Source organism: Kribbella sandramycini (assembly GCF_013131805.1).
Taxonomy (GTDB): Bacteria; Actinomycetota; Actinomycetes; order Propionibacteriales; family Kribbellaceae; genus Kribbella; species Kribbella sandramycini.
Genome location: NZ_JABJRC010000003.1, coordinates 475,386 through 498,266, shown reverse-complemented (window position 1 = coordinate 498,266; position 22,881 = coordinate 475,386). Strand labels below are relative to the sequence as shown.

At 69.5% G+C, this 22,881-nt stretch carries 22 protein-coding genes; 12 read left to right on the top strand and 10 right to left on the bottom strand.

All coding sequences use genetic code 11. The features are described 5' to 3' along the window. The first annotated feature begins 11 nt into the window (after window positions 1-11). Genes HPO96_RS15885 through HPO96_RS15855 form a run of 7 tightly spaced genes read left to right on the top strand, consistent with a single transcriptional unit; the run spans window position 12 to window position 8,736 of the window. Entirely contained in the window at window positions 12-851 is an 840-nt protein-coding gene (locus tag HPO96_RS15885; RefSeq protein WP_171674213.1) for a DUF8175 domain-containg protein, read from the top strand. After that, window positions 851-1,756 carry a hypothetical protein gene (locus HPO96_RS15880; RefSeq protein WP_171674212.1) on the top strand — a complete coding sequence of 302 codons (906 nt, stop codon included), beginning with the start codon at window positions 851-853 and terminating at the stop codon, window positions 1,754-1,756. The genes HPO96_RS15885 and HPO96_RS15880 overlap by 1 nt, the downstream gene beginning before the upstream one ends. A 1-nt stretch (window position 1,757) precedes the next feature. Beyond that, a complete protein-coding gene (locus tag HPO96_RS15875) occupies window positions 1,758-3,419 on the top strand; it encodes a TrbL/VirB6 family protein (protein WP_171673777.1) in 1,662 nt (553 codons plus the stop codon). Next, the gene (locus tag HPO96_RS15870) at window positions 3,331-4,914 is read left to right on the top strand and encodes an SCO6880 family protein (RefSeq protein WP_337796653.1); all 1,584 of its coding nucleotides are present in this window, start codon (window positions 3,331-3,333) and stop codon (window positions 4,912-4,914) included. Before HPO96_RS15875 ends, HPO96_RS15870 begins: the two co-directional genes overlap by 89 nt. 16 nt (window positions 4,915-4,930) lie before the next feature. After that, entirely contained in the window at window positions 4,931-6,538 is a 1,608-nt protein-coding gene (locus HPO96_RS15865; protein WP_337796652.1) for an ATP/GTP-binding protein, read from the top strand. Further along, window positions 6,531-8,372, top strand: a complete 1,842-nt coding sequence (locus HPO96_RS15860; protein ID WP_171674211.1) for a type IV secretory system conjugative DNA transfer family protein — start codon at window positions 6,531-6,533, stop codon at window positions 8,370-8,372. Before HPO96_RS15865 ends, HPO96_RS15860 begins: the two co-directional genes overlap by 8 nt. Then, window positions 8,362-8,736: a DUF4913 domain-containing protein gene (locus tag HPO96_RS15855; RefSeq protein ID WP_171674210.1), complete on the top strand. Its 375-nt coding sequence runs from the start codon at window positions 8,362-8,364 to the stop codon at window positions 8,734-8,736. Before HPO96_RS15860 ends, HPO96_RS15855 begins: the two co-directional genes overlap by 11 nt. Here HPO96_RS15855 and HPO96_RS15850 read toward each other — a convergent pair. Together HPO96_RS15850 and HPO96_RS15845 are read right to left on the bottom strand one after the other, a co-directional pair. After that, window positions 8,733-9,302, bottom strand: a complete 570-nt coding sequence (locus HPO96_RS15850; protein ID WP_171674209.1) for a hypothetical protein — start codon at window positions 9,300-9,302, stop codon at window positions 8,733-8,735. The genes HPO96_RS15855 and HPO96_RS15850 overlap by 4 nt on opposite strands. A gap of 17 nt (window positions 9,303-9,319) precedes the next feature. After that, on the bottom strand, window positions 9,320-10,639 hold the full coding sequence (locus tag HPO96_RS15845; RefSeq protein ID WP_337796651.1) for an MATE family efflux transporter: 1,320 nt from the start codon (window positions 10,637-10,639) through the stop codon (window positions 9,320-9,322). A gap of 346 nt (window positions 10,640-10,985) precedes the next feature. Here HPO96_RS15845 and HPO96_RS15840 point away from each other — a divergent pair, with 346 nt between their 5' ends. Then, window positions 10,986-14,123 carry a replicative DNA helicase gene (locus HPO96_RS15840; RefSeq protein WP_184999595.1) on the top strand — a complete coding sequence of 1,046 codons (3,138 nt, stop codon included), beginning with the start codon at window positions 10,986-10,988 and terminating at the stop codon, window positions 14,121-14,123. 206 nt (window positions 14,124-14,329) lie between these two features. Beyond that, window positions 14,330-15,460 (top strand): hypothetical protein, encoded by a 1,131-nt coding sequence (locus tag HPO96_RS15835; RefSeq protein ID WP_171674208.1) that lies wholly within the window; start codon window positions 14,330-14,332, stop codon window positions 15,458-15,460. Between the two features lie 23 nt (window positions 15,461-15,483). On the opposite strand, the gene HPO96_RS15830 is transcribed toward HPO96_RS15835, so the two are convergent. Next, entirely contained in the window at window positions 15,484-15,900 is a 417-nt protein-coding gene (locus tag HPO96_RS15830) for a nucleoside deaminase (protein ID WP_171674207.1), read from the bottom strand. Further along, a complete protein-coding gene (locus HPO96_RS15825) occupies window positions 15,890-16,741 on the bottom strand; it encodes an LLM class flavin-dependent oxidoreductase (RefSeq protein ID WP_171674206.1) in 852 nt (283 codons plus the stop codon). Before HPO96_RS15825 ends, HPO96_RS15830 begins: the two co-directional genes overlap by 11 nt. A gap of 93 nt (window positions 16,742-16,834) precedes the next feature. Between HPO96_RS15825 and HPO96_RS15820 the strand changes: the two genes are divergently transcribed. Beyond that, window positions 16,835-17,284, top strand: a complete 450-nt coding sequence (locus HPO96_RS15820) for an Lrp/AsnC family transcriptional regulator (RefSeq protein ID WP_171674205.1) — start codon at window positions 16,835-16,837, stop codon at window positions 17,282-17,284. Here the strand turns inward: HPO96_RS15820 and HPO96_RS15815 are convergent. Beyond that, a complete protein-coding gene (locus tag HPO96_RS15815; RefSeq protein WP_171674204.1) occupies window positions 17,264-17,890 on the bottom strand; it encodes a MerR family transcriptional regulator in 627 nt (208 codons plus the stop codon). The genes HPO96_RS15820 and HPO96_RS15815 overlap by 21 nt on opposite strands. 77 nt (window positions 17,891-17,967) lie before the next feature. On the opposite strand from HPO96_RS15815, the gene HPO96_RS15810 reads away from it, so the two are divergent. After that, window positions 17,968-18,369 (top strand): hypothetical protein, encoded by a 402-nt coding sequence (locus HPO96_RS15810; protein WP_171674203.1) that lies wholly within the window; start codon window positions 17,968-17,970, stop codon window positions 18,367-18,369. Between the two features lie 4 nt (window positions 18,370-18,373). Here HPO96_RS15810 and HPO96_RS15805 read toward each other — a convergent pair whose 3' ends face one another. The 3 genes from HPO96_RS15805 to HPO96_RS15795 are packed head-to-tail and all read right to left on the bottom strand — an operon-like array spanning window position 18,374 to window position 20,278. Further along, the gene (locus HPO96_RS15805; protein WP_171674202.1) at window positions 18,374-18,769 is read right to left on the bottom strand and encodes a RidA family protein; all 396 of its coding nucleotides are present in this window, start codon (window positions 18,767-18,769) and stop codon (window positions 18,374-18,376) included. A gap of 4 nt (window positions 18,770-18,773) precedes the next feature. Then, window positions 18,774-19,193, bottom strand: coding sequence for a protein phosphatase (locus HPO96_RS15800; protein WP_171674201.1), 420 nt, complete (start codon window positions 19,191-19,193; stop codon window positions 18,774-18,776). 5 nt (window positions 19,194-19,198) lie between these two features. Then, window positions 19,199-20,278, bottom strand: coding sequence for an ABC transporter ATP-binding protein (locus tag HPO96_RS15795; protein WP_171674200.1), 1,080 nt, complete (start codon window positions 20,276-20,278; stop codon window positions 19,199-19,201). A gap of 90 nt (window positions 20,279-20,368) precedes the next feature. Here HPO96_RS15795 and HPO96_RS15790 point away from each other — a divergent pair, with 90 nt between their 5' ends. Then, window positions 20,369-21,262, top strand: coding sequence for a LysR substrate-binding domain-containing protein (locus HPO96_RS15790; RefSeq protein ID WP_171674199.1), 894 nt, complete (start codon window positions 20,369-20,371; stop codon window positions 21,260-21,262). Here the strand turns inward: HPO96_RS15790 and HPO96_RS15785 are convergent. Both HPO96_RS15785 and HPO96_RS15780 read right to left on the bottom strand, forming a co-directional pair. Continuing rightward, window positions 21,228-21,830 carry a VOC family protein gene (locus HPO96_RS15785; protein ID WP_171674198.1) on the bottom strand — a complete coding sequence of 201 codons (603 nt, stop codon included), beginning with the start codon at window positions 21,828-21,830 and terminating at the stop codon, window positions 21,228-21,230. The genes HPO96_RS15790 and HPO96_RS15785 overlap by 35 nt on opposite strands. A gap of 99 nt (window positions 21,831-21,929) precedes the next feature. Next, a complete protein-coding gene (locus HPO96_RS15780; RefSeq protein WP_171674197.1) occupies window positions 21,930-22,814 on the bottom strand; it encodes a LysR substrate-binding domain-containing protein in 885 nt (294 codons plus the stop codon). Window positions 22,815-22,881: the final 67 nt, after the last annotated feature.

The following is a 22,881-nucleotide window of genomic DNA, read 5'->3' as shown; positions in this document are numbered from 1 at the left end:
GCTGATCGACGGTGGGGCTGTTCAGCAGGAGTTCCGACGACGACGCGGACGGCGGTGGGCCGACCGGGCTCTGGCAGGAGCGCGGTTTCCTGGCCGCCGCGATCGTCGTCGGCGCGATCCTGATCTGCGTGGCGTTGTGGTTCTTCGTCCGCGATCCCGGGACGTCGACCAGCAACCCGCAGCCGACCCCGGTGGTCACCGGGCCGCCGTCCGAGCAGCCCTCCGAAGAGCCGACCGAGCCGGTCGCCACGCCGACCGACCCCGTCGGTACGACGACGCCCAGCGCGCCGCCGGTCTCCGGTAAGGGCGGCTGCAAGACCGTCAGCCCCGCGCCCGGTATCCCCCGGATCGCGCCGGCCGGGGTCACCTGGCAGTTCGAGGACGACATGTTGTTCCCGACCCAGCAGGAGGCCGGGCCGGCGCTGATGAGCGCCCGCGGCGTCCGGTCCTGTTTCGCGCACTCGCCGACCGGCGCGGTGTTCGCGACGTTCACCCTGCTGGCCCAGATCAAGAACCCGGCGCTGACCCCCGACGTCCTGGCGAACCGGATCGCGCCGAGTAAGGGCCGTACGGTCGCGATCGAGCAGAACAAGGCCACCCCGACCCCGTTCAGCGAGGTCAAGACGGCGCAGTTCGTCGGCTTCAAGGTGCTCGACTACCAGCCGAACCGCGCGATCGTCTCGATCGCGGTCGCCTTCGACGAGCGCCGGGTCGCCGCCCTCCCGGTCACCATGGTCTGGACCAGTGGCGACTGGAAGGGCCTGCTGCAGGCCGACGGCAGCTTCAACGGCACCACCGAGCCCGACCTGCTCGGCTCGATGGCCGGCTACGTCCGGTTCAAGGGGGCCTGATGCTGATCCTCGGGTGCAACCTCGCGCCGTGGAACTGGGACGACTGTGTCCGCGAGTTCCTCACCGACATCGTCGGTCAGGCGTTCGCCGATGTTTTCGAGATGCTGCTGGACGCGATCGCCAAGGTGGTCATCGAGACCGTCGTTGCGATCATGACCGGCGTCGGTTTCCTCTGGATCAAGATCGACACCCCGGACATCTCTCGCAACGGCGCCGTCTGGTGGATGCACGAGCGGACGCAGTACATCATGGTCGCGGTCGCCACCGTGGCGGTGATCGTCGGCGCGATCCAGATGGCGATCTCGCACCGCGGGGAGCCGCTGCGCGACATCCTGCGCTCGCTGATCACGATGGTGCTGGTGAACGCCGGCCTGCTGTTCGTCGCGTCGAATCTGATCGGCGCCGCCGACGAGTTCTCGCAATGGATCATCGCCAAGGCGCTCGGCGGCCGGACGGATTTCGGCACCGAGCTCGCCAACCGGATGACCAAACCGCTGATGGACGACAAGACGTTGCTGACCATCGGGCTGGTGATCTTCGTCGGTATCCTGATGGTGATCACCGGAATCATCCAACTGGCGTTGATGATCGTCAGATACGGGATGCTCGTCCTGCTCACGGCGGTCTTCCCGATCACCGCGGCGGCGACCAACACCGAGATGGGGATGATGTGGTTCAAACGCGCCCTGGCCTGGCTGGGCGCCTTCATCATCTACAAACCGGTGGCCGCGCTCATCTACGCGGCCGCCATCATGATGATTCGCGTCCCCGCGGTACCCGAAGGGGTCAACCCCGAAAAGGGAGCACCGCAGGCGTACAACATCGTGCTGGGGGTGACGATGATGCTGCTCGCCGTCGTCGCGCTACCGGCGATCCTGCGGTTCGTCTCACCGAAGGCGTCCTGATATGCCTCCCTTCCTGATCCCGCTGTGCGGCAGCTGGCTCGACTGCGTGTGGGAAGCGGTCAAGAACGTCGTCGGCACTGTTGTCGATTGGTTGATCACCGTGATTTTTGAGCCGATTCTGGACGCCGTCGCCTCGGCGGTCACGGTCGTGATGGGGACCATCGGCACGTTCTGGGTCTACGTCCCGACGATCGCGGTCGGCCAGGGCGTCGGCGAACGCGGCACCCCGAACGGCGAACCCGCCAGCGGGACCGTCGAATGGATGCAGACCAACACGCACTTCATCGCGTTCGGCGTCGCCGTGATCGGCATCTTCATCGCCTGTATCCAGCTCGCCTGGAGCCACCGCGGCGAGTCCGCGCGGGACATCCTGCGCTCGCTGATCACCCTCGGCGCCGCGACCGCGCTGACCATCGGCGTCGCGCAGGCGCTGATCGACTTCGGCGACCGGTTCGCCCGCTGTATCGTCACCACTTCGCTGATCGACAACCCGGCCCAGGGCTACTGGGCCTGTGATCCCGGCCAGGGCAACGGCAAGGCGTTCGGGACGACGATGACCGCGATGTTCGGCCTGGCCGCGGCGTCCGGCGGGCTCGGGCTCGGCCTGGCGATCACGATCGGCATCCTGGCCATCATCGCCGGTGTCATCCAGATCGTGCTGATGGTGGTCCGGAGCGCGATGCTGGTGCTGCTGGTCGGCGTCCTGCCGATCGCCGCGGCCGCGACCCACACCGAGATGGGCCGGAACTGGTTCAAGAAGATCCTCGGCTGGATCTTCGCCTTCATCCTGTACAAACCGGTGGCGGCGATCGTCTACGCCACCGCGATCCGCCTGACCGGCAACAACGGCCAAGGCGCTCCGAACCCGTTGAACTTCGGCAACAACCCGCAGGACACGGCGACCGCCGTCCTGAACATGATCACCGGCCTCGCCCTTCTGGTGCTGGCGTTGTTCGCGCTGCCGGCGCTGATGCGCTTCATCGTGCCGATGGTCGCTGCGACCGCAGGCGGCGCCGGCGCGGGCATGCTCGCGGCCAAGCTGACCGGTACCGACAAGCTCGCCGAGAAGGTGCAGGGCGCTGCTGAGGGTGAGGGCGGCGACAGCGAGGGTGGCGGTCCGTCCGGCGCCCGAAACGTCGGCCGGGCGCGCAACCAGGCCCAGAGCACACGTGGCGGCCAAGGCGGCGGAGGCGGCGGCGGGGGTGGCGGTGGCGGTGGGGCCACTGGCGCCAGCGGCGGCGCCTCGGGCGGTGCCAGCGGTGGTGCTGCGAGTGGCGGTGCGGCCGGTGGCGCGGCGGGCGGCGGTGCAGCTGCTGGTGGTGGCGCAGCGGCCGGTGGTGGCGCGGCAGCGGGTGGCGGTGCGGCGGCTGCGGCCGGTCCGGCGGCTGCGGCGGTGGCCCCGGTGGCGATCGCGATCGCGGCCGGCAAGGCGGCACACGCGGCCAGCAAGGCGGTCGCCAAGGAGGCCCTGAGCGAGGACCAGTCCGGTGGCGGCGGTGGCGGCGGGGGTAGCGACGAGGGCGGCCCGTCGGGCAGCAGCGGCGAGACCCGCGACGCCAACCGGGAACGCCAGCGTGAGCAGCGCTACCGCGACGACCAGCGTTATCGCGACCAACAACGCAACGATCGACGAGAACCGGATGGGCCCCGTGGCAGCAGCTGACAACGTACGAAGCGCTCCGCGCACCTACGGCAACTGGCGGCAGCCCGTCTCCGCGGGTATCGCGGGCCTGGGTTCTCTCGGCACGGCCATCATGATGGGCGGCCTGCTGATGACGATCTTCGCGATGATGGCGGGCGGTTTCCTCGGCGCCATCATCACCCTGCTGGCCGTCGGCTTCGTACTGCTGATGCTGATGACCAAGGACAAGCACGGCCTGTCCGCGCTGCAACGGCTCTCGACGATCATTGGATGGCAACGAGCAAAGATGGCCAAACACAACATCTACCGTTCAGGTCCGCTCGGCCGGACGGCCTGGGGCAAGTTCCAACTCCCGGGCCTGGCGGCCGCGTCCCAGCTGAGCGAGTTCCAGGACTCGTACGGCCGTCCGTTCGCCCTGCTCTTCTACCCGAGCACGCGGCACTTCACCGTCGTGATCAACGCCGAGCCGGACGGCGCGTCGCTGGTCGACGAGGAGCAGATCGACGTCTGGGTCGCGCACTGGGGTCAGTGGCTCGCATCCCTCGGCCACGAGCCGGGGATCGTCGCCGCCTCGGTGACCGTCGAGAGCGCGCCCGACACCGGTATCCGGCTGCGCCGCGAGGTCAACCACAACATCCAGCCGGGCTCGCCCGCGATCGCGCAGGCGATGCTCGCCGAGGTCGTGCAGAGCTACCCGGAGGGCTCGGCGCTGGTGTCGGCCCGGGTCGCGCTGACCTTCAAGGGCACCGACCGCAACGGCAAGCGGCGCAAGGAAGAGGACATGGGCCGTGAGCTCGCGTCCCGGCTGCCCGCGCTCACCCAGAGCCTGAACGCGACCGGCGCCGGCGCGGCCCGCCCGGTCACCGCGCAGGAGCTGTGCGAGGCCGTCCGGATCGCCTACGACCCGGCGGCCGCCGTCCTGATCGACGAGGCCCGCGGCCAGGGCATGGCGCCGGAGCTGCAGTGGACGGACGTCGGCCCGGCCGGCGCGCAGGCGTTCTGGGACAAATACCGCCACGACTCCGCCTGGTCAGTCACCTGGCAGATGTCACAGGCGCCGCGCGGCGAGGTGTTCTCGTCCGTGCTGTCCCAGTTGGTCGCGCCGCATGCCGACATCGACCGCAAGCGCGTCACGCTGCTCTACCGCCCGCTCGACGCGGCCACCGCCGCCCGGATGGTCGAGGCCGACAAGCGCAACGCGTCCTTCCGCGCGACGACGACCAACCGGCCGTCGGCGCGCACGATGGCCGAGGCCCGCGCGGCCGACCGCACCGCGCAGGAGGAGGCGCGCGGCGCCGGCCTGGTCAACTTCGGCATGATCGTGACCGGCACGGTGATGACGGCCGAGCAGATCCCGGACATGATCGCCGCGATCGACAACCTCGGCGCGACGGCCCGGGTGCTGCTGCGTCCGGCGTACGGCTCGCAGGATTCGGCCTTCGTGGCCGCGCTGCCGCTGGGCGTCGTCCTGCAGAGTCACCTGTCCGTCCCGGCCGGCCTGCGGGAAGCGCTATGACAGCTGGGGGGTCACAGTGAGCGAGAAGAAGGCGAAGAAGCCGCCGGTCCAGCGCGGCCGGCGGCCGATGCCGCGCGGCTGGCCGGGCGCCGGCGGCGGCTACTCGACGTACCTGCAGGCGCCGGCCGAGTGGCGCGGTACGACGGTGCAGGTGTGCGGTCTGTGGCCGTTCGCCGCGGGCACCGGCAGCCCGATGGTCGGTGTGCCGATCGGGCGGAACATCCTCTCCGGCGCGACCATGTGCTGCGACCCGATCAGCTGGTTCATGCGGGCCAAGCTGATCTCGAACCCGTCGATGTTCGTCCTCGGCAAACCCGGCCTGGGCAAGTCGACGATCACCCGGCGGATGGCGCTCGGCCTGGCCGGGTACGGGATTCAGCCGCTGGTTCTCGGCGACCTCAAACCCGACTACAAGGACCTGATCGAGGCGCTCGGCGGCCAGGTCATCCAGCTCGGCCGCGGCCGCGGCCACCTGAACATCCTCGACCCGGGCGAGTCCCGCGAGGCCGCGCTCCGGCTGACCGGCAAGGCGCGCGAGGCGATCCAGGCCGACGCGCACGGCCGCCGGCAGACGATGGTCTCGGCGCTGATCTCGATCATGCGCTCGGCCCCGCCGACCGACCGCGAAGAGACCATCATCGACGAGGCGCTGAAGGTCCTCGACGAGCGGCACACCGGTACGCCGGTGCTCCGCGACCTGCTCAAGGTCGTCCAGGACGCGCCGGATCGGGTCCGCAACGTGGCCCTCGACCGCGGCAGTCTGGACCGCTACCGGCAGATCACCGAAGGCCTGGAGGCCTCGCTGATCGGTCTGGTCGGCGGCGGCCGGCTCGGTGAGATCTTCTCCGAGCAGACCGACAACCCGATGAAGATGGACCGCCCGGTCGTCTTCGACGTCTCCAACATCGACGACTCCGAGACCAACCTGCAGGCCGCCGTCCTGCTCGCCTGCTGGTCGTACGGGTTCGGCGCGGTCGCCGTCTCCCAGGCGCTCGCGGACGCCGGGCTGGAGCCGCGACGGCACTACTTCGTCATCCTCGACGAGCTCTGGCGGGTGCTGCGGGCCGGCCGCGGCCTGGTCGACCGCGTCGACGCGCTGACCCGGTTGAACCGGCAGCGCGGTGTCGGGATGGCGATGATCTCGCACACCATGTCCGACCTGCTCGCGCTCGAGCACCCCGAGGACCGGATGAAGGCCAAGGGTTTCGTCGAGCGGTCCGGCATGGTCATCTGCGGCGGACTGCCGCGCGCCGAGATGGACAACCTCAACGAGGTCGTGCCGATGTCGGAAGAAGAGAAGAACATGCTGATCGGCTGGCAGGACCCGCCCGCGTGGGATCCGGCCACCGGCGAGGAGGCGGCGCCGCCCGGCCGCGGTAACTTCCTGGTCAAGGTCGGCGGCCGGCCGGGCATCCCGGTGCACGTCGGGCTGACCTCGGTCGAGCGCGAGATCAACGACACCAACAAACTCTGGCGGACCGGCGAGGACGGCCGGCCGCTCAAGGTCGAGGTCGCCGAGGACGGTACGGAGGAGGTCGTCGAGCAGTACAGCTTCGACGACCCCGCGATGCTCCCGCCGCCGGACCCGATGACCCGGGTGCAGCGGGAGGTGACCAATGGCTGACGGCAAGAAGACGACCGGTCCCGGCGGGCTGTCCGTCGAGACCGTCCTGATCTTTATCGGCTGCGGGCTGTTCGCGATCGTCGTCGGCGGGATCTGGGGTGCGCTCAAGGCGGCCGCGGCGATCGACGGCACCCGGGACGTCCCGGGGAACCCGGTCAGCGCGCTGTCCCAGCTGATCCAGGGCCGGCTGCGCTGGTCCGGCGCGGCGACGGGTGTGCTGATCCTCGAGATCGTGCTGCTGTTCCTGATCGCGGGCGGCGTGTGGTTCTACCTGCGCCGCCGGCAGGAGACCGTCGGCCGGGTCGACCGGCAGGCCTTCCTGATGTCGAAGCGCTCCGAGATCTACAAGCTGACCCGCGAGGGCGCCCAGGGCATCGCCGACCGGCTCGGCGCCGGGCACGCGGGCCCCGGCATCCTGATCGGCCGCACCGTCCGGGACAACCTGGAGGTCTTCGGGTCCTGGGAGGACATGCACGTCGACATCTGGGGTCCGCGAACCGGTAAGACGACGTCCCGCGCCGTCCCCGCGATCCTGGACGCGCCGGGCTCCGTCGTCGCCACGTCGAACAAGCGCGACATCGTCGACGCCACCCGCGGCCCCCGGCTGGACAAGGGCCCGGTCTGGGTCTTCGACCCGCAAGAGGTCTGCGAGGAGCCGCCGAACTGGTGGTGGAACCCGCTGACCTACATCACCGACGAGACCAAGGCCCGCGAGATGGCCGAGCACTTCGTCGCCTCCCAGCGGGACCTGAACGCCCAGACCGACGCGTTCTTCGACGCCGCGGGTCTCGACCTGCTGGCCGGCCTGCTGCTCGCGGCCGCGGTCGCCAAGCGCCCGATCACGCAGGTCTACAGCTGGCTCGCCGACCAGCGCAACGACGAGCCCGAGCGGATCCTGCGCAACACCCCGGGGCTGCAACTGTCGGCCGACGCGCTGTCCGGCGTCATCAACGCTCCGGACAAGCAGCGCGCCGGTATCTACGGCACGGCGCAGCAGAGCGCGCAGTTCCTGGTGAACCGCAAGGTCACCCGCTGGGTCACGCCGCAAGGGCCGAACGACAGCCGCCCGCAGTTCAACCCGCACGAGTTCATCCGCCAGGGCGGCACGCTGTACAGCCTCTCCAAGGAGGGCGCCGGGACGGCGGGCCCGCTGGTCACCGCGTTGACGGTGGCCGTCGTCGAGGCCGCCGAGCAGTACGCCCGCGGCTGCCCGATGGGCCGGATGCCGAACCCGCTCGTCGGCGTCCTCGACGAGGCGGCGAACGTCTGCCGCTGGAAGAACTTGCCCGACCTCTACAGCCACTTCGGCTCCCGCGGCATCGTGCTGATGACGATCCTGCAGTCCTGGGCGCAGGGGCAGGAGTGCTGGGGCGAGCACGGCATGGAGAAGCTCTGGTCGGCCGCCAACATCCGCGTGTACGGCGGTGGCGCCTCGGACGCGAACTTCCTCGAGCGGCTGAGCAAGCTGATCGGCGACTACGACATCATTTCCAGCTCGGTCTCGTACAACAAGGGCGAGCGCGGGACCAGCCGGCAGACCCAGCGGCAGAACATCCTGGAGATCTCCGACCTCGCGGCGATGCCGCCGGGCCGGGCCGTGGTGTTCCCGTCCGGGATCCCGGCGACGATGATCAAGACCGTGCCGTGGTTCACCCGGCCGGACGCCGGCGCCGTCAAGGCGTCGCTGCGCAAGTACGATCCCGGGGCGAGCCTGCCGCCGGGCGCCAGCGGGGGCAACCCGTGGCTGACCGGTGGCCAGCAGTCCGGGCCGCCGCCGATCCCGCACGGCGTACCGGTGTGGGAGCAGACGGAGGAGCAGCGACGTGGATGGTGAGCAGGAACTCTTCTACCCGCATGTCGCGGCCTTCGTCGAGGACCGGTTGATCTACCTCTACACGCGCCGGATCGGGCAGCAGTACGTCTGGTGCCCGGAGTGGTTCCGGCATGCCGAGGCGCTCAGCCGGCTGGATTCGATCTGGCGCGCCTGGGAGCACCTGCGGCTCGACCCCGCGACCGGCATGTCGGTCTGGTGGCGCGACCACGCAGACCCGCACATGATGGCCCTGCTCGACCCGGATGGTCCCTTCGCTGCCTGCCGCGGCCAGCACACCGACTACCCGATCCCGCCGCTCCCGGTCGAAGAGCCGCCTGCCGGCCTCTTCTTCGACCAGCGCCAACCGAACGTCCGCGGTATCTAGTCGCCCAGGCCGACGTCGCGCAGGCCCGTCTGCTTCTCGCGTTTCTTGGTTTTGCGGATGAACTTGCGGGCCTCCGGCGGCTCGGCGGGCCGGCGCGCGGCGTCACTCGCCGGCGCCTGTTCCCGACCGACCGGTACGTCGCCACCGGCGTACCGGTCCGCTACGCGGTCGTCGTACGCCGCTCCGCGCTCCTCACGGTCAGCTGCGCGCTGATAGCGTCGTCCGGCGGCTGCGGTCGCGGCGGCGCCTGGCTCGTCCGGCCCTGCGGCCGCTTCGTCGAGCAGATGATTGCCGTGGGCACGGTCGCTGCGCGCCTGGCGGCGCTGGGCGTCGGCCAGATCGCGATGGCGAGCAACGCCGGCGTCGGCCTCGGCGAGCCGGATGGCCTCGGTGGTCTCGGCAGTGGCGTCGAGCAGTTGGCGACGGTCGCGGACTTCCTCGAGCTCACGCTCGCTGCGCGCTGCCCGCTCGAGTTCCTCGTCGTCGAGTCGTTCCGCCTCCGCTTCCTCGAGGCGATCCAACTCGTCGTCCTTGTCGGCCATACTGCTCCCTTCCTTGCGCTCCACGATGCCGCACCTCGGGGTCAGCGGGTAGCTCCGGTGACCAGCCAGGTGTCGCGGCGTTCGCGGGTCAGCAAGGTGAGCAGTCGCAGCAGCATGAACCCGCCGAACGCCCACCACAAAGCCACTACGCCGCCGTCGAACCAGAGCACGCTGAGCGCCAGCGGCACGTACAGGGCGAACGCGATCAGCCCGGCCACGGCCAGGTAGCGCCCGTCGCCCGCACCGATCAGGACGCCGTCCAGCACGAAGACGACGCCGTTCAGCGGCTGCCAGACGGCCGCGACGAGGATGATCGCGGCGAGCGTGCGCTGGACTTCGGGGTCGGCGCTGAACCAGTGCACGTAGAGCGGGTGCAGACCCCACAGGGCGAGGCCGCAGACCAGACCGGAGTACAGGCCCCACCACATCATCCGGCGGGTGATCGAGCGGGTGCCGGCGACGTCACCGGCGCCGAGCGCGCGGCCGGTCAGGGCTTGGGCGGCGATCGCGATCGCGTCGAGGGCGAGGGCGAGGAAGTTCCACAGCGTGAAGGCGACCTGGTGGGCGGCGACGGACGTCGTACCGAGGGCGGTGGCGACGAACGTGAGCAGAATGATTGCCGCGCGCAACGTCAGCGTCCGGACCACGAGCGGGACGCCCATCTGGGCCGAGGCGAGGATGCCCGGGCGGTCCGGCCGGAGTTTGGCGCCGTCCCGGCGGGCGCCGCGGACGACGACCGCGACCAGCGCGACCCCGGCCCCGGTTTGGGCGAGCGCCGTACCGAGGGCGGAGCCGGCGATGTCGAGGCGCAGGCCGTAGACGAAGACGACGTTCAGGACGACGTTGGCCAGGTTGGCGGTGATCGCGACGACCATCGGGGTCTTGGTGTCCTGGAGGCCGCGCAGGACGCCGGTGGCGGCGAGCAGGAGCAGCATCGAGGGGATGCCGATACAGGAGATGCGGAGATAGGTGACCGCGTGGGCGGCGACGTCCGGGGACGGGTTGAAGGCGCCGATCGCCTGGGGCGCCAGCAGGGCGCCGGCGGCGGCCAGGACGACGCCGAGCAGCAGGGCGAGCCAGAGTCCGTCGATGCCCTGGGCCAGGGCGCCCTTGTGATCGCCGGCGCCGATCCGGCGGGCGACGGCCGAGGTGGTGCCGTAGGCGAGGAAGACGCAGATGCCGACGAGGGTCTGCAGGATGGTGCCCGCGATCCCCAGGGCGGCCAGCTGCGGGGTGCCGAGGTGGCCGACGATCGCTGAGTCGGCAAGCAACATCAAAGGCTCGGAGACCAGGGCGACGAACGCGGGGACGGCGAGCCGGAGGATCTCGCGATCCTGTTCCCCCACCCGTTTGCGGCTCACCGCAGCGAGGTTACCCACGGCTGGGGACGCGGCTGTGCACAAGGTGGGCGACTTTTTCTTCTCCACAGTTGTGCACTGACAAAACCGCAGGTCAGAGCGATGTTGTGGGTAACTGTCCCCAGATATCCACAGGGTTGTGCTCAGCCTGTGCACACGGTTTCCCCGGTTTCTCCACAGGGTTTCCCCACTGCCTGTGGATGACGAGCTACCACCTGGGGACGAGAGCGGCGTACGGTCGCGCGAGTCGGCGGCAGCGGTTTTGTCGGTCGGCGCGGCTACGGTTCGATCAGGTGTTCGAGCCCTGCCGTCGGTGACCGGGGCAGCGACGGATGATGGAGGCGGGCTTGTGAGCGTGGCGGAGTTCCGGGGCGGCGGAGACGGCAGCGGTCGCGAGGAGCGCAACCCGGAGATGGGTTTCGACCGCACCCCGCCGCAGGATCTGGCGGCCGAGCAGTGCGTCCTGGGCGCGATGATGCTCTCGAAGGATGCGATCGCCGACGTCATCGAGACCCTCCGCGGGACGGACTTCTACCGCCCCGCCCACGAGTCGGTCTTCGACGCGATCACCGACCTGTACGCCCGTGGCGAGCCGGCCGACGCGATCACGGTCGCCGCCGAGCTGACCAAACGCGGCGACATGGCCCGGATCGGCGGCGCGCCGTACGTGCACACGCTGGTCGCCTCGGTGCCGCTCGCGGCGAATGCGGGCTACTACGCGCACATCGTCCGCGAGAAGGCGATCCTGCGCCGGCTGGTCGAGGCGGGCACGAAGATCGTCCAGCTGGGGTATGCGGGTGAGGGCGAGGTCGACGACGTCGTCGACGAGGCCCAGGCCGAGATCTACTCGGTCACCGAGAAGCGCACCACCGAGGACTACGCCCCGCTGAAGGACATCATGGAGGGCGCCCTCGACGAGATCGAGGCGATCGACTCCCGCGGTGACGCGATGGTCGGCGTCCCGACCGGCTTCACCGATCTCGACGAGCTGACCAACGGGCTGCACCCGGGGCAGATGATCATCGTCGCCGCGCGTCCCGCCATGGGCAAGGCGCTCGCCCTCGACACGCCGCTACCCACCCCCACCGGCTGGACGACGATGGCCGAGGTCGCCGTCGGCGATCAGCTGCTCGACGCGACCGGCGTCCCGACCACGGTCGTCGCGGCGACCGACGTCCTGATCGACCGCCCGTGCTTCCGGCTCTCGTTTTCCGACGGCAGCGCGATCGTCGCGGACGCCGAGCACCAATGGCTCGTCGAGGACGGCGGCCGCCCGCTGATCTGCACCACCGCCGACCTGCACACCGCGATGTCGGCCAGCCCCGGCCTCACCCCGCCGATCCCTGGCTCCGCGCCCCGCCAGATCACCGGCCACGGCTTCCCTGCCGCCCTGGCCGGCGAAGGCGACCGCCGGATCGAGTGGATCGACCCGGTCGACTCCGTCCCCGTCCGCTGCGTGGAGGTCGACAACCCCGACCACCTCTACCTGGCCGGTAAGACGATGATCCCGACCCACAATTCCACCCTCGGCCTCGACTTCGCCCGCTCCGCCTCGATCAAACACGGCCTCACCTCCTGCATCTTCTCGCTGGAGATGAGCCGTAACGAGATCACCATGCGTCTCCTCTCCGCCGAGGCCAAGGTCCCCCTGCACCACATGCGCAACGGCAAGATGACCGACGAGGACTGGGCCCGGCTGGCCCGCAAGATGGGCGAGGTCTCCGAAGCCCCGCTCTTCATCGACGACTCCCCGAACCTCACCATGATGGAGATCCGCGCCAAGGCCCGCCGCCTCAAACAGCGCCACGACCTCCGCCTGATCATCATCGACTACCTCCAGCTGATGACCTCGGGCAAGAAAGTCGAGTCCCGCCAACTCGAAGTCTCCGAGTTCTCCCGCTCCATCAAACTCCTCGCCAAAGAACTCGAGCTCCCCGTCGTAGCCATCTGCCAGCTCAACCGAGGCTCCGAACAACGCTCCGACAAACGCCCCATGGCCTCCGACCTCCGCGAATCCGGCTGCCTGACCGCGGACACCCGGCTGATGCGCGCCGACACCGGTGCGGAGATCTCGCTCGGTGAGCTGCTGGCGACCGACGCCCGCGACATCCCGGTCTGGTCGCTCGACGATCGGCTCAAGCTCGTCCCGCGGACGCTCACCCACGCCTTCCCGAGCGGTGTAAAGGAGGTCTTCCGGCTGAAGCTCGCCTCCGGCCGGGAGATCAAGGCGACCGCCAACCACCCGTTCCTCACCTACGACGGCTGGAAGCCGCTCGGTGAGTTGGCCCCGGGGGCGCGGCTGGGTTCGCTGCGCCATGTCCCGCCGCCGCTCGAGGTCAAGCCCTGGGACGAGGACGAGCTGACCATGCTCGCCCACCTGCTGGGTGACGGCTCCTTCGTCAAACGGCAGCCGATCCGCTACGCCAGCATCGACGAGGCGAACCTGACCGCCGTCTCCGAGGCGGCCGCCCGCCGGTTCGGCATCACCGCCGTCCGCGACGAGTACGCCGCCGCCCGGGTGACCACCCTCCGACTCCCGGCGCCGTACCGGCTTGCTCGCGGCAAGCGGAACCCGATCGCCGCCTGGCTCGACGGCCTCGGCCTCTTCGGCCTCCGCAGCCACGAGAAGTTCGTCCCCGACGGCGTCTTCGCCCTCCCCAAAGACCAGATCGCGCACTTCATCCGCCACCTCTGGGCCACCGACGGCTCCGTCCGCTGGGACGCCAAGGTCGGCCAAGCGCGTATTTACTACGCCAGCACCAGCCGCCGCCTCGTCGACGACCTCGCCCGCCTCCTCCTCCGCCACAACATCTTCAGCCGGATCAAGACCGCCCGTAAGCCCGGCTATCGCGACTCGTACCACCTGCACATCTACGGCGCCGAGAACCAGATGCGTTTCTGCGACGGTATCGGCGTCCACGGCTTGCGCGGCCTCAAGGTTCTCGAGGTCGCCACCGCCCTCCAGGACAAGAAGAGCAACACCAACCTGGACACGGTGCCCAAGGAGGTCTGGTCGCAGGTCCGGCAGGTTCTCGCCGACCGCAAGGTGACGCACCGCGAGTTCGCTGCCGCGATGGGGACGCAGTTCTCCGGCTCCACGCTCTGGAAGCACGCCCCGAGCCGCCAACGCCTCGCCAAGGTCGCCGACATCCTCGACGCCGCCGACCTCGAAGTCCTCGCCACCAACGACATCTTCTGGGACGCCATCACCTCGATCGAGTCCCTGGGCGAGCAAGAGGTGTACGACGCCACCGTCCTCGGGACCCACAACTTCGTTGCCGAAGGCATCGCTACACACAACTCGCTCGAACAGGATGCTGACGTTGTCATTCTGTTGCACCGGGAGGATGCGTATGAGCGGGAGTCGACGCGGCCGGGGGAGGCGGACTTCATTATTGCCAAGCACCGTAATGGGCCTACGGCTGATGTGGTGGTGGCTTTTCAGGGGCATTACTCGCGGTTTGTGGATATGGCGCACGACGGGTAATGGCTGGGGTGGGGGCTTTGGGGGAGGCCTTGCGGTTGGGGGATGGGCAGCTGCTGGCTTGGTTGGAGGGGTTGCCGGGGGTTGAGGTGGTGCGGCTGGTGGAGCGGTATCGGCCGTATTTTTGGGCGGGGAGTCCGTTGGATCGGCGGGGCGACTGGGCCGCGCGGGTTGGGCGGGGGGATCGGCTGGCGGATTGTTTGGGCTCGATGCACGCCGATGGGTATGTGCGGGAGCGGGCGGCGCGGGCGCTGGCTGGGTGGGGCGGCGAGTTGGCGGCTCGCTTTCTGGCGTTGCGGGCGGTGGATCATGTTGAGCAGGTGCGTGCGGTCGCGGTCGGGGCGCTGAGTGGGCGGCCGGCGGTGGTCGTGCTGGAGGTGTTGCTGCGGGTGCAGCGGCGTCCGTTCGGGCCGGCGGCGTTGGCGTCGTACGCGGCGCAGATTGACGCCCGCGAGTTGTTGGCCGTCGAGGATCTACTCGTACGGCGGTTCGCGTACGACCGGGTTCTCGATGAGCTGACGGCTCAGGAGGTGGCGGCCCGGTTGGCCGATGAGCCGGATCAGCTGCTGCAGAGTCGGCTGGCCGAGCGGTGGATGGTGATCGACCCGGTGACCGCGAAGAGGCGGTTGCTGGGGTCGAAGTTGGTCGAAGGCCGCTTGGCCGCCCTGTACGGCGCGGCGGATGAAGCCTTCGAGCCGGCGGAGCTCGAGGAGCTGATGCTCGATCGGTCGAGCCGGGTGCGGCAGGCTGCTCGGTGGCGGTATCGACGGTCCGGCCGGGAGCCGGTGGCGTTCTACCGCTCACGGCCGCAGAGCGGCTCGGCCTTGTTCGGACTGCGGGAGATCGGCCAGCAACTCACCGAGCCGGAGGCGCGCGCGGCGCTGGCGAGCCCAGAGGCCCGCGGTCGGCTGGCCGCCCTCGACCTGTGGCCGGGCGATGCGCCGCCGCGCGAGCTCCTGCTCGCCATGCTCGCCGACCCCAGCCGGGCGGTCGTCAAGCGCGCAGCCCGGCTGCTGGCGGCGCAGCCCGGGGTCCGGTACGACGATGTCGTACCGGCGGCTGAGTCCGACAGCCCCGACCAGCGCCGAGCGGCCTGGATGGTACGCCGCGAGCTCGGCGGCCCGAGCCGGTTGCGCGGCAGCCTGGAGGCGAGCCTCGACGTCGATCGCGCCCTCGCCGCCGAAGCCCGCCGAGACCTGATCAACTGGCTGGAGCTACGCGCGGCAACTATGTACGAACGCCTACACCCGACAGAGCGCGAGGCGATCGGCCTCCTGCTTTCCCGCAGCAACCTGCCGAGGCCAACCCGCGAGCGAATCGCCTTCCACGCCGGTCTCTGAAGCGACGAGCCGTACTGACGTTGTTATGAGGTGTAGTAGCCGGCGACCGGTGCCTGGGCTTCTTCGGTGAGGTGGGGGCCGTCCAGGGGGACGGCGGGGAAGGGGGTGGAGCCGAGGAGGTCGGGGGTGAGGGCGTAGATGACGTTGCCGAGGCCGGAGCGGGCGAGGGCGCCGGCGCACATCTGGCAGGGCTGGCAGCTGGTGTACATGGTGGTGTTGGCCGCGGTCTCGCGAGGGAGGTTGGCGGCGGCCCAGACGGCGAGTTTCAGCTCGGGGTGCAGGCTGATGTCGTTGTCGGTGATGGTCGTGTTGTGGGCCTCGGCGACGATGGTGCCGTCGGGGGCGACCAGGAGGGAGCCGAAGGGCGGGTTGCCGGCGGCGCGGGATTCGGCGGCGAGCTCGATGGCGCGGCGCAGGAAGTGTTCGGACTCAGGCGTCATGAGGGCTCCGGGTGAGGTGAGCGGCGAGGGTGGCCAGGGATTGCCAGGCGGCTTCGGGGTGGAGGGTTTCGGCGGGGTCGCCGACGAAGGGATCCAGGACGACGGTGCTCGCGCCGAGTGCGCGCAGTACGTCGAGATCGGCCAGCACCTGCTTGATCGAGCCCTCCCCGGCGAGTCGCGAGTCGGGCAGCGGCTCGGGGGTGAGCCGGAGCAGGATGCGTGGCGTGAACAGCGGGACGGGACGATCGAGTGCGGCAGCCAACGAGCCGACCCGAGTTGTTGCCGCACGCAACCAATTGAGCGACTGCCGGAGCGGGTGCCAGGCATCGCCGTACCGGATGGCGCGGCGGATGGCGGCGTCGCTGTTTCCGCCTACCCACAAGGGGATTGTGGTCTTTCCGTAGTCCGCGGTGTCGGACCAGGCGCTCCGCAGGGTGGTGAGCAGATCGGTGGTCTGGCGGCCGCGCGTCTCGTGCGAGGTGCCGAGCGCGGCGAACTCCTGCTGCGCCCAGCCGGCGCCGACGCCGAGGATCAACCGGTCGTCGCTGAGCTCGGCGAGGTTCGCGGCCATCCGCGCTACCAGCAGCGGATGCCGGTACGGCGCGATCAGCACCGTCGTCCCGAGCTTGACCCGCGACGTCAGACCGGCCAACCAACTCAGCGTCGTGAACGGCTCGTAGAACGGCGCCGGATACTGCTCGGCCACATCCGGCGTGATCACTACATGGTCCGACATCATCAACAGGTCGTACCCGAGCCCCTCCACCACCTGCGCCCAGTCACGCAGCCGCGCCGGACTCGTACCAGGCCCGAAATTCGGGACGTTCACGCCGATTTCCACCCCGTCAGGTTATCGAGGCAACAGGTCGCTCCAGAAGAGAATTCGACCGGCATCAGCCCCCGATCGCCGGGGAATCCCCGGTAGATTGGTGCGATGGCCATCGATTCGACCGACTGGGCAATCCTCGCCGAACTCCAGGCGGACGCGCGGATCTCGCTGACCGAGCTCGGACGGCGGGTCAGCCTCAGCTCGTCGGCGACGACCGAGCGGGTCCGCCGGTTGGAGTCCGAAGGGGTCATCACCGGCTACCGCGCCGAGGTCGACCTGACGAAGGTCGGCTACCCGGTGCTGGCCGTCGTCCGGCTCAAGTACCCGGGGAACAAGCACGAGCCGCTGCGCCGTCTGCTGGCCGAGCGGAGCGAGATCCTCGAATGTCTGCGGACGACGGGTGACGACTGCTACACGCTCAAGGTCGCGGCGGCGTCGATGCCGCATCTGGAGGAGCTCGTCAACGAGCTGACCGACTTCGGGAGTACGACCACGAACCTCGTCTACTCGCAGACCCAGTCGTACCGCGGTCCGTCAGCTCCAGCGGCGGGCTGAGATTGACTCCTGCGCGAGTAGACGCAGTGACGAGATGACGGTTTCGCCGAGGATCGTGCCGATGACGACGGACTCCGCGACCTGGTCGCGGGTCGGGTGCGCGGTGACGGCTTCGACTTCGAGCTCGGTGAACTGTTCGACGGCGGCGGCGTAGGCGTCGAGGAATCCGACGAGATTCTGCTGCCCGAGGGTGTGGAACGTCGCGACCGTCTCGATCAAGGTCGCGAGCGCCGGCCCGTCCGCCTCGACCTGCCAGCCGCGTCGCTGCAGCAGCTCGCGGACCTCGGCGGTCGCGACCTCGCGCGCCTCCGCGGACGCCGTCTGCTTCCGCGCTGGGATCAACGCCCGGTGTGCCCGGCCGATCTGGTCGTGCAGCGGGACGTCGTCCGCGTCGAGTGAGGCGACGATCTCCTTCACCTGCGCGACCGGCACCTGGGCCAGATCAACCAGCGCCCGCACCAGCCGCAGCCGCCGTACGTGCGCCTCCCCGTACGCCGCCTGGTTCGGACTGCTCAGCTCCCCGGCAGGCAGCAATCCCTCCCGCAGGTAGTACTTGATCGTCGGCACCGGAATCCCAGTAGCCCTGCTCAGCTCACCGATTCGCATCGCTTGCCTTCCGTCGCCGTCCGATGGATAGTATCAGTATCCATAAACGGATACTTCTACTATCCAAAGGCGGAGAAATGACTGACGCAACGCGCGTCGTGGCCGGGCTGATCCTGCTCACGATCGTGACCATCGAGTTCGGCGGCTACTTCATGACCAGGATCGTCCGCGGCAAGGTCCCGATGACCGACTTCCAGAAGTCGTTCGCCCGGGCCGGCCACGCGCACGCCGGCGTCCTGGTCATCCTCGGTCTGGTCGGCCTGCTGTACGTCGACCAGACCGGCCTGACCGGCGCCTGGCTGTGGATCGCCCGGCTCGCCATCCCGATCGCCGCCGTCCTGATGTCCGGCGGCTTCTTCGCCGCCTCCGCGGGCAAAGGCCGCACCCAACCGAATCAGGCCATCTGGATGCTCTGGATCGGCGCCGCGGCACTCGCCCTCGGCACACTCACCCTTGGCGTCGGCCTCATCACCGCGTGAGCGCTCAGAGCGCGGCGGTCACGTCGATCTCGACAAGTTGGCCGGTGAAGCCGAGCTGTGCGACGCCGAGCAATGTCGACGCCGACTTGAACGCCGGGGCGAGCGAAGACTCGTTCAGCTGCGTCCAGACGGCGGCGAGTTCGCCGCGGTCGGTGCTGTTGACGTAGATGACCGTGCGGACGACGTCGCCCGGCGTGGCCCCGGCCGCAGTCAGCGCGGTCAGGATGTTCTCGATCACTTGATCGGTCTGGGCGGCGAGGCCGCCCTCGGCCAGCTCGCCCGTCGCAGTCAGCGGGCATTGCCCCGCGAGGTAGATCATGGTGTCCGCCTGGACACGCGTCACGTGATGGTAGCCGGGGGTCGCATGCAGGCCGTCGGGGTTCGAGCGCTCAATGGTCATCGCGCTAATGAAACCTGACCACGTACCGTTTCTGCCACGGAGTTTCGACCGCGTGTCGGTCGTAGTGCTCCCGCACATAGGCCACCGCCGACGAGGCTGGTACGCCGTCCAGTACAGCCAAACAGGCCAACGCCGTACCGGTCCGCCCCCGCCCACCGGCGCACGCGAACTCAACTCGCTCCGACTCAGCGCGCTCCAACGCCTCTGCGAACACCGTCCGGGCCAATGCTCGATCAGCGGGCAGCCGGAAATCCGGCCAGCGCAGCCAGCGCGACTCCCACTCCACCGCCGGTGGCTCAGAACCCAGCAAATACACGCCGTACGTCGGCAACGGCGCAGCCGCCGGCCCGTTCCGCAGACCACGTCCGCGAACCCGACGGCCGGACGGCAACGTCAGCAATCCAGGGGTGTCGTCGTTCCACACCCGGCCTAGCTAACCAGACGCTCCTCGGTGGACGCCGAGAAGAGGTGCAGCTTGTCCGGATCCGGCGCGAGGTGGACGATCTCGCCCTTGTCGTTGTGCAGCCGGGTGCCGATCCGGGCGATGATCTGCTGATTCAGGTCGGTGTGCTCGGCCGTCCCGTAGAGGAAGGCGTCGGAGCCCAACTCCTCGATGACGGCGACCTTCACCGGCAGGCCGTCGTCCGCGAGGTGCAACGCCTCGGGCCGGACGCCGAGCGTGACGGTCTTGTCCGAGCCGGCCTTCGCGAGCAGGTCGCGCGCGATCGGGACGACGTAGTCGCCGACCTTGGCGCCGCCGTCGACGATCTCCGCGTCGAGCAGGTTCATCGCGGGCGACCCGATGAATCCGGCGACGAACTTGTTCCGCGGCCGGTCGTACAGGTTCAGCGGCGTGTCGACCTGCTGCAGGACGCCGTCCTTCAGCACGGCGACCCGATCGCCCATCGTCATCGCCTCGACCTGGTCGTGCGTGACGTAGACCGTGGTGACACCGAGCCGGTGCTGCAGCTCGGCGATCTGCGTCCGGGTCTGCACCCGCAGCTTCGCATCCAGGTTCGACAGCGGCTCGTCCATCAAGAACACCTGCGGACTCCGGACGATCGCACGCCCCATCGCGACGCGCTGACGCTGTCCACCGGACAACGCCTTCGGCTTCCGGTCGAGGTACTCCTCCAGGCCAAGCAGCTTCGCCGCCTCGAGGACGCGCTTGGCGCGCTCCTCCTTGTGGATGCCCTGCATTTTCAGGGCAAACCCCATGTTGTCGGCCACGGTCATATGCGGATACAGCGCGTAGTTCTGGAAGACCATCGCGATATCGCGCTCTTTCGGCGGCGCGTTCGTGACATCGCGCTCACCGATGTAGATCGACCCGTCGTTGACCTCTTCCAGCCCGGCCAGCATCCGCAACGCGGTCGACTTGCCGGAACCGGAGGGCCCGACCAGAACCATGAACTCGCCGTCCTCGATCTCCAGATCCAGGGCCTGGACGGCGGCGGTGTCGGTGCCCGGGTAGACCCGGGTAGCTCCCTTGAACGAGACAGTTGCCATGTCGCGCTTCCTTCCTCGGCTATTCGGGAGAACCGGGATCGGCCGAGATGTATTCCCCGGTGAAGTAAGGCGGCGGCTATCGTGTCGGCCGTGGAGCTCCGCGACATCGAGATCTTCCTGACGCTCGCCGAGGAGCTGCACTTCGGCCGCGCCGCGGAGCGGCTGCACGTCTCGCAGGCGCGCGTCAGCCAGTCGATCAAGGCGCAGGAGCGCCGGATCGGCGCACCGCTCTTCGAGCGCACCAGCCGCGCGGTGCTGCTGACCCCGCTCGGCGAGCAGCTACGCGCCGACCTGCAGGCCGGGTACGACGCCATCCGCACCGGAGTGGTGAAGGCGACCGAGGCCGCGCAAGGCGTGAGCGGGACCGTCCGGCTGGGCGTGATGGGCGCGGTCGGCCACGAGATTCGCGAGCTTCTGGCCGCGTTCCGCGATCGGCATCCGGCCTGTGAGGTGGCCCTGCACGAGATCCACTTCAGCAACCCGTTCAGCGCGCTGCGCGCCGGCGAGCTGGAGCTGGCGCTCGTCTGGCGCCCGGTCCGCGAGCCCGACCTGGTCGAGGGGCCGATCGTGTTCACCGAGGGCCGGGTGCTGGCCGTGTGGACCGACCACGAGCTGGCCGCGCGCCCCGCGGTCTCGATGGAGGACTTCGCCGGTCAGCTCGTCGTCGATCCCGGCCCGCTCCCGGAGTACTGGATCGAGTCGATGGTGCCCGCCCGCACCCCAAGCGGGCAGGCCATCGCGCGCGGCCCGTTGGTCAGCACGTTCCATGAGGTGCTGACCCGGATCGCCGCGGCCGAAGCGGTCGCGCCGCTGAACGAGCACGTACTCCGCTACTACACCCATCCAGGTGTCGTCTTTGTGCCTGTGCACGATGCGCCGCCCACCGAGTGGGTGCTCGTCTGGCGGGACGGCGCCTTGTCGCCTCGTGTACGTGCCTTCGTCGAGCTGGTCAGTTCTCCCACTCGAACCCGTCCGGATCGGTGAACGTCCCGGCCTGACCGCCGAACACGATCCCGTGCGATCCGCTGCCGTCGTCGGCCGTTCCGACGTCCTTCGCGAGTGCCCGGCGCGGGTAGAGCGCCAGCGTCACCGCGGACGACGGGGTGTCGAACTCGACGTACTTACCGCCGTAGCTCTTGCCGACCGCCAGTCCTTTGCCGACGTAGAACTGCTTACTCGCCTTCACATCGGCCACGCCGAGCAGGAGCGCGACCTGATCGATCCGGCCGGTGACCGGAGCGACGTCCTTCTTCTTGGAGCTCGCGATCTTGCAGAGCGTGCCGTCGGGGGTGCGCACCACCCCGCCGTACCCCCAGAAGCTCTTGGTGGCCGGCTGCGTCGTCGTCGCCCCGGCGGAGACCGCGGCCGCGGTCAGCGCGTCGACGTCCCCGGGCTGGGCGGCCACGAGCGACAGTGCGAACCCGCGGAATCCGTTCGCCGGCGCGCGCGTGGTCCGCACCTGCACGTAGGAGCTCAGGCCGAAGGCCTCGTAGAACGCCGTGGCGGCCTCGGCGTCCGGCACCTCCAGCGTGACGGTCTCGAAAGCGGTCATTGATCTGCCTTTCCAGGGGAGGTTCGGTTGCCTCCCCAGGCTCCCGGCAGCCGTCGGCGCGAACAACGCCGAAGTTCGTAACGAGCGATAACCCAGCGGTTATGACTTCGGGAGGGCGACGAGCAGTTCGAACAGCGCGCTGACCGCGCGGGACGGCGTGCGGCCCGCGGCCGTTGCCACCGACAACGTCCAGGACAGCTCCGGATCGACCAGCGGCAGCCGGACGACGCCGTCGAGTGCGGCCGGGATGTCCGGGACGACGGCGATCCCGAGCCCGGCCGCGACGTACTCGGGGACCTCGCTCAGGTCCGGCACCTCGACGTGCACCTGGCGCGGAATCCCGGCCCGCTCGAACTCGCGGTCGACCATCCGCCGGTTCCCGAACCCGGGCAGCATGTCGACGAACCGCTCACCCTTCAACTCCCGCAACCGGACGCCGTCCCCCGCGGCCGGCCGATGGGACGGCGGCACCAGGACGACGAACGGGACGGACATCAGCTCGCGGACGTCGAGCCCGGTCAGCTCCGCCGGAGGCAGGCCGAGCAGCGCGAGATCCAGCCGCCCGTGCCGGACGTCGTCGGCCAGCCCGCTCGACCCGGTCGGCGAGGTCGTCACGTGGACGTCGACCAGCGGGTATTTCCGGTAGAACGCGCCGAGCAGCGGCGCGAGGTCGACCAGCCCGAGCCGGGTCATCGTGCCGATCCGGATGTTGCCGCGCAGCCCGGTCGACGCCTCCTCGACCACGGCTCGCGCGCGGTCGAGCGCTTCGAGCGCCGCCTTCGCCTCCGGGAGCAGCGCGGCGCCGGCATCCGAGAGCAGCACCCGCCGGGTCGACCGATCGAAAAGTGTGGTTTTCAGATCGCTTTCCAGGGCCCGGATCGCCGCCGAAACCGTCGACTGGACGGTGAACAGGCGCTGGGCGGCCCGGGTGAAGCTGAGCTCCTCGGCGACCGCGACGAAGTACTCGAGCTGCCGGCTGTCCACAGCCGCAATTATTGGCATCAACGATAAGAGAGTGCAAGAACTTTCGTTGGACTCGATAGATCATCCG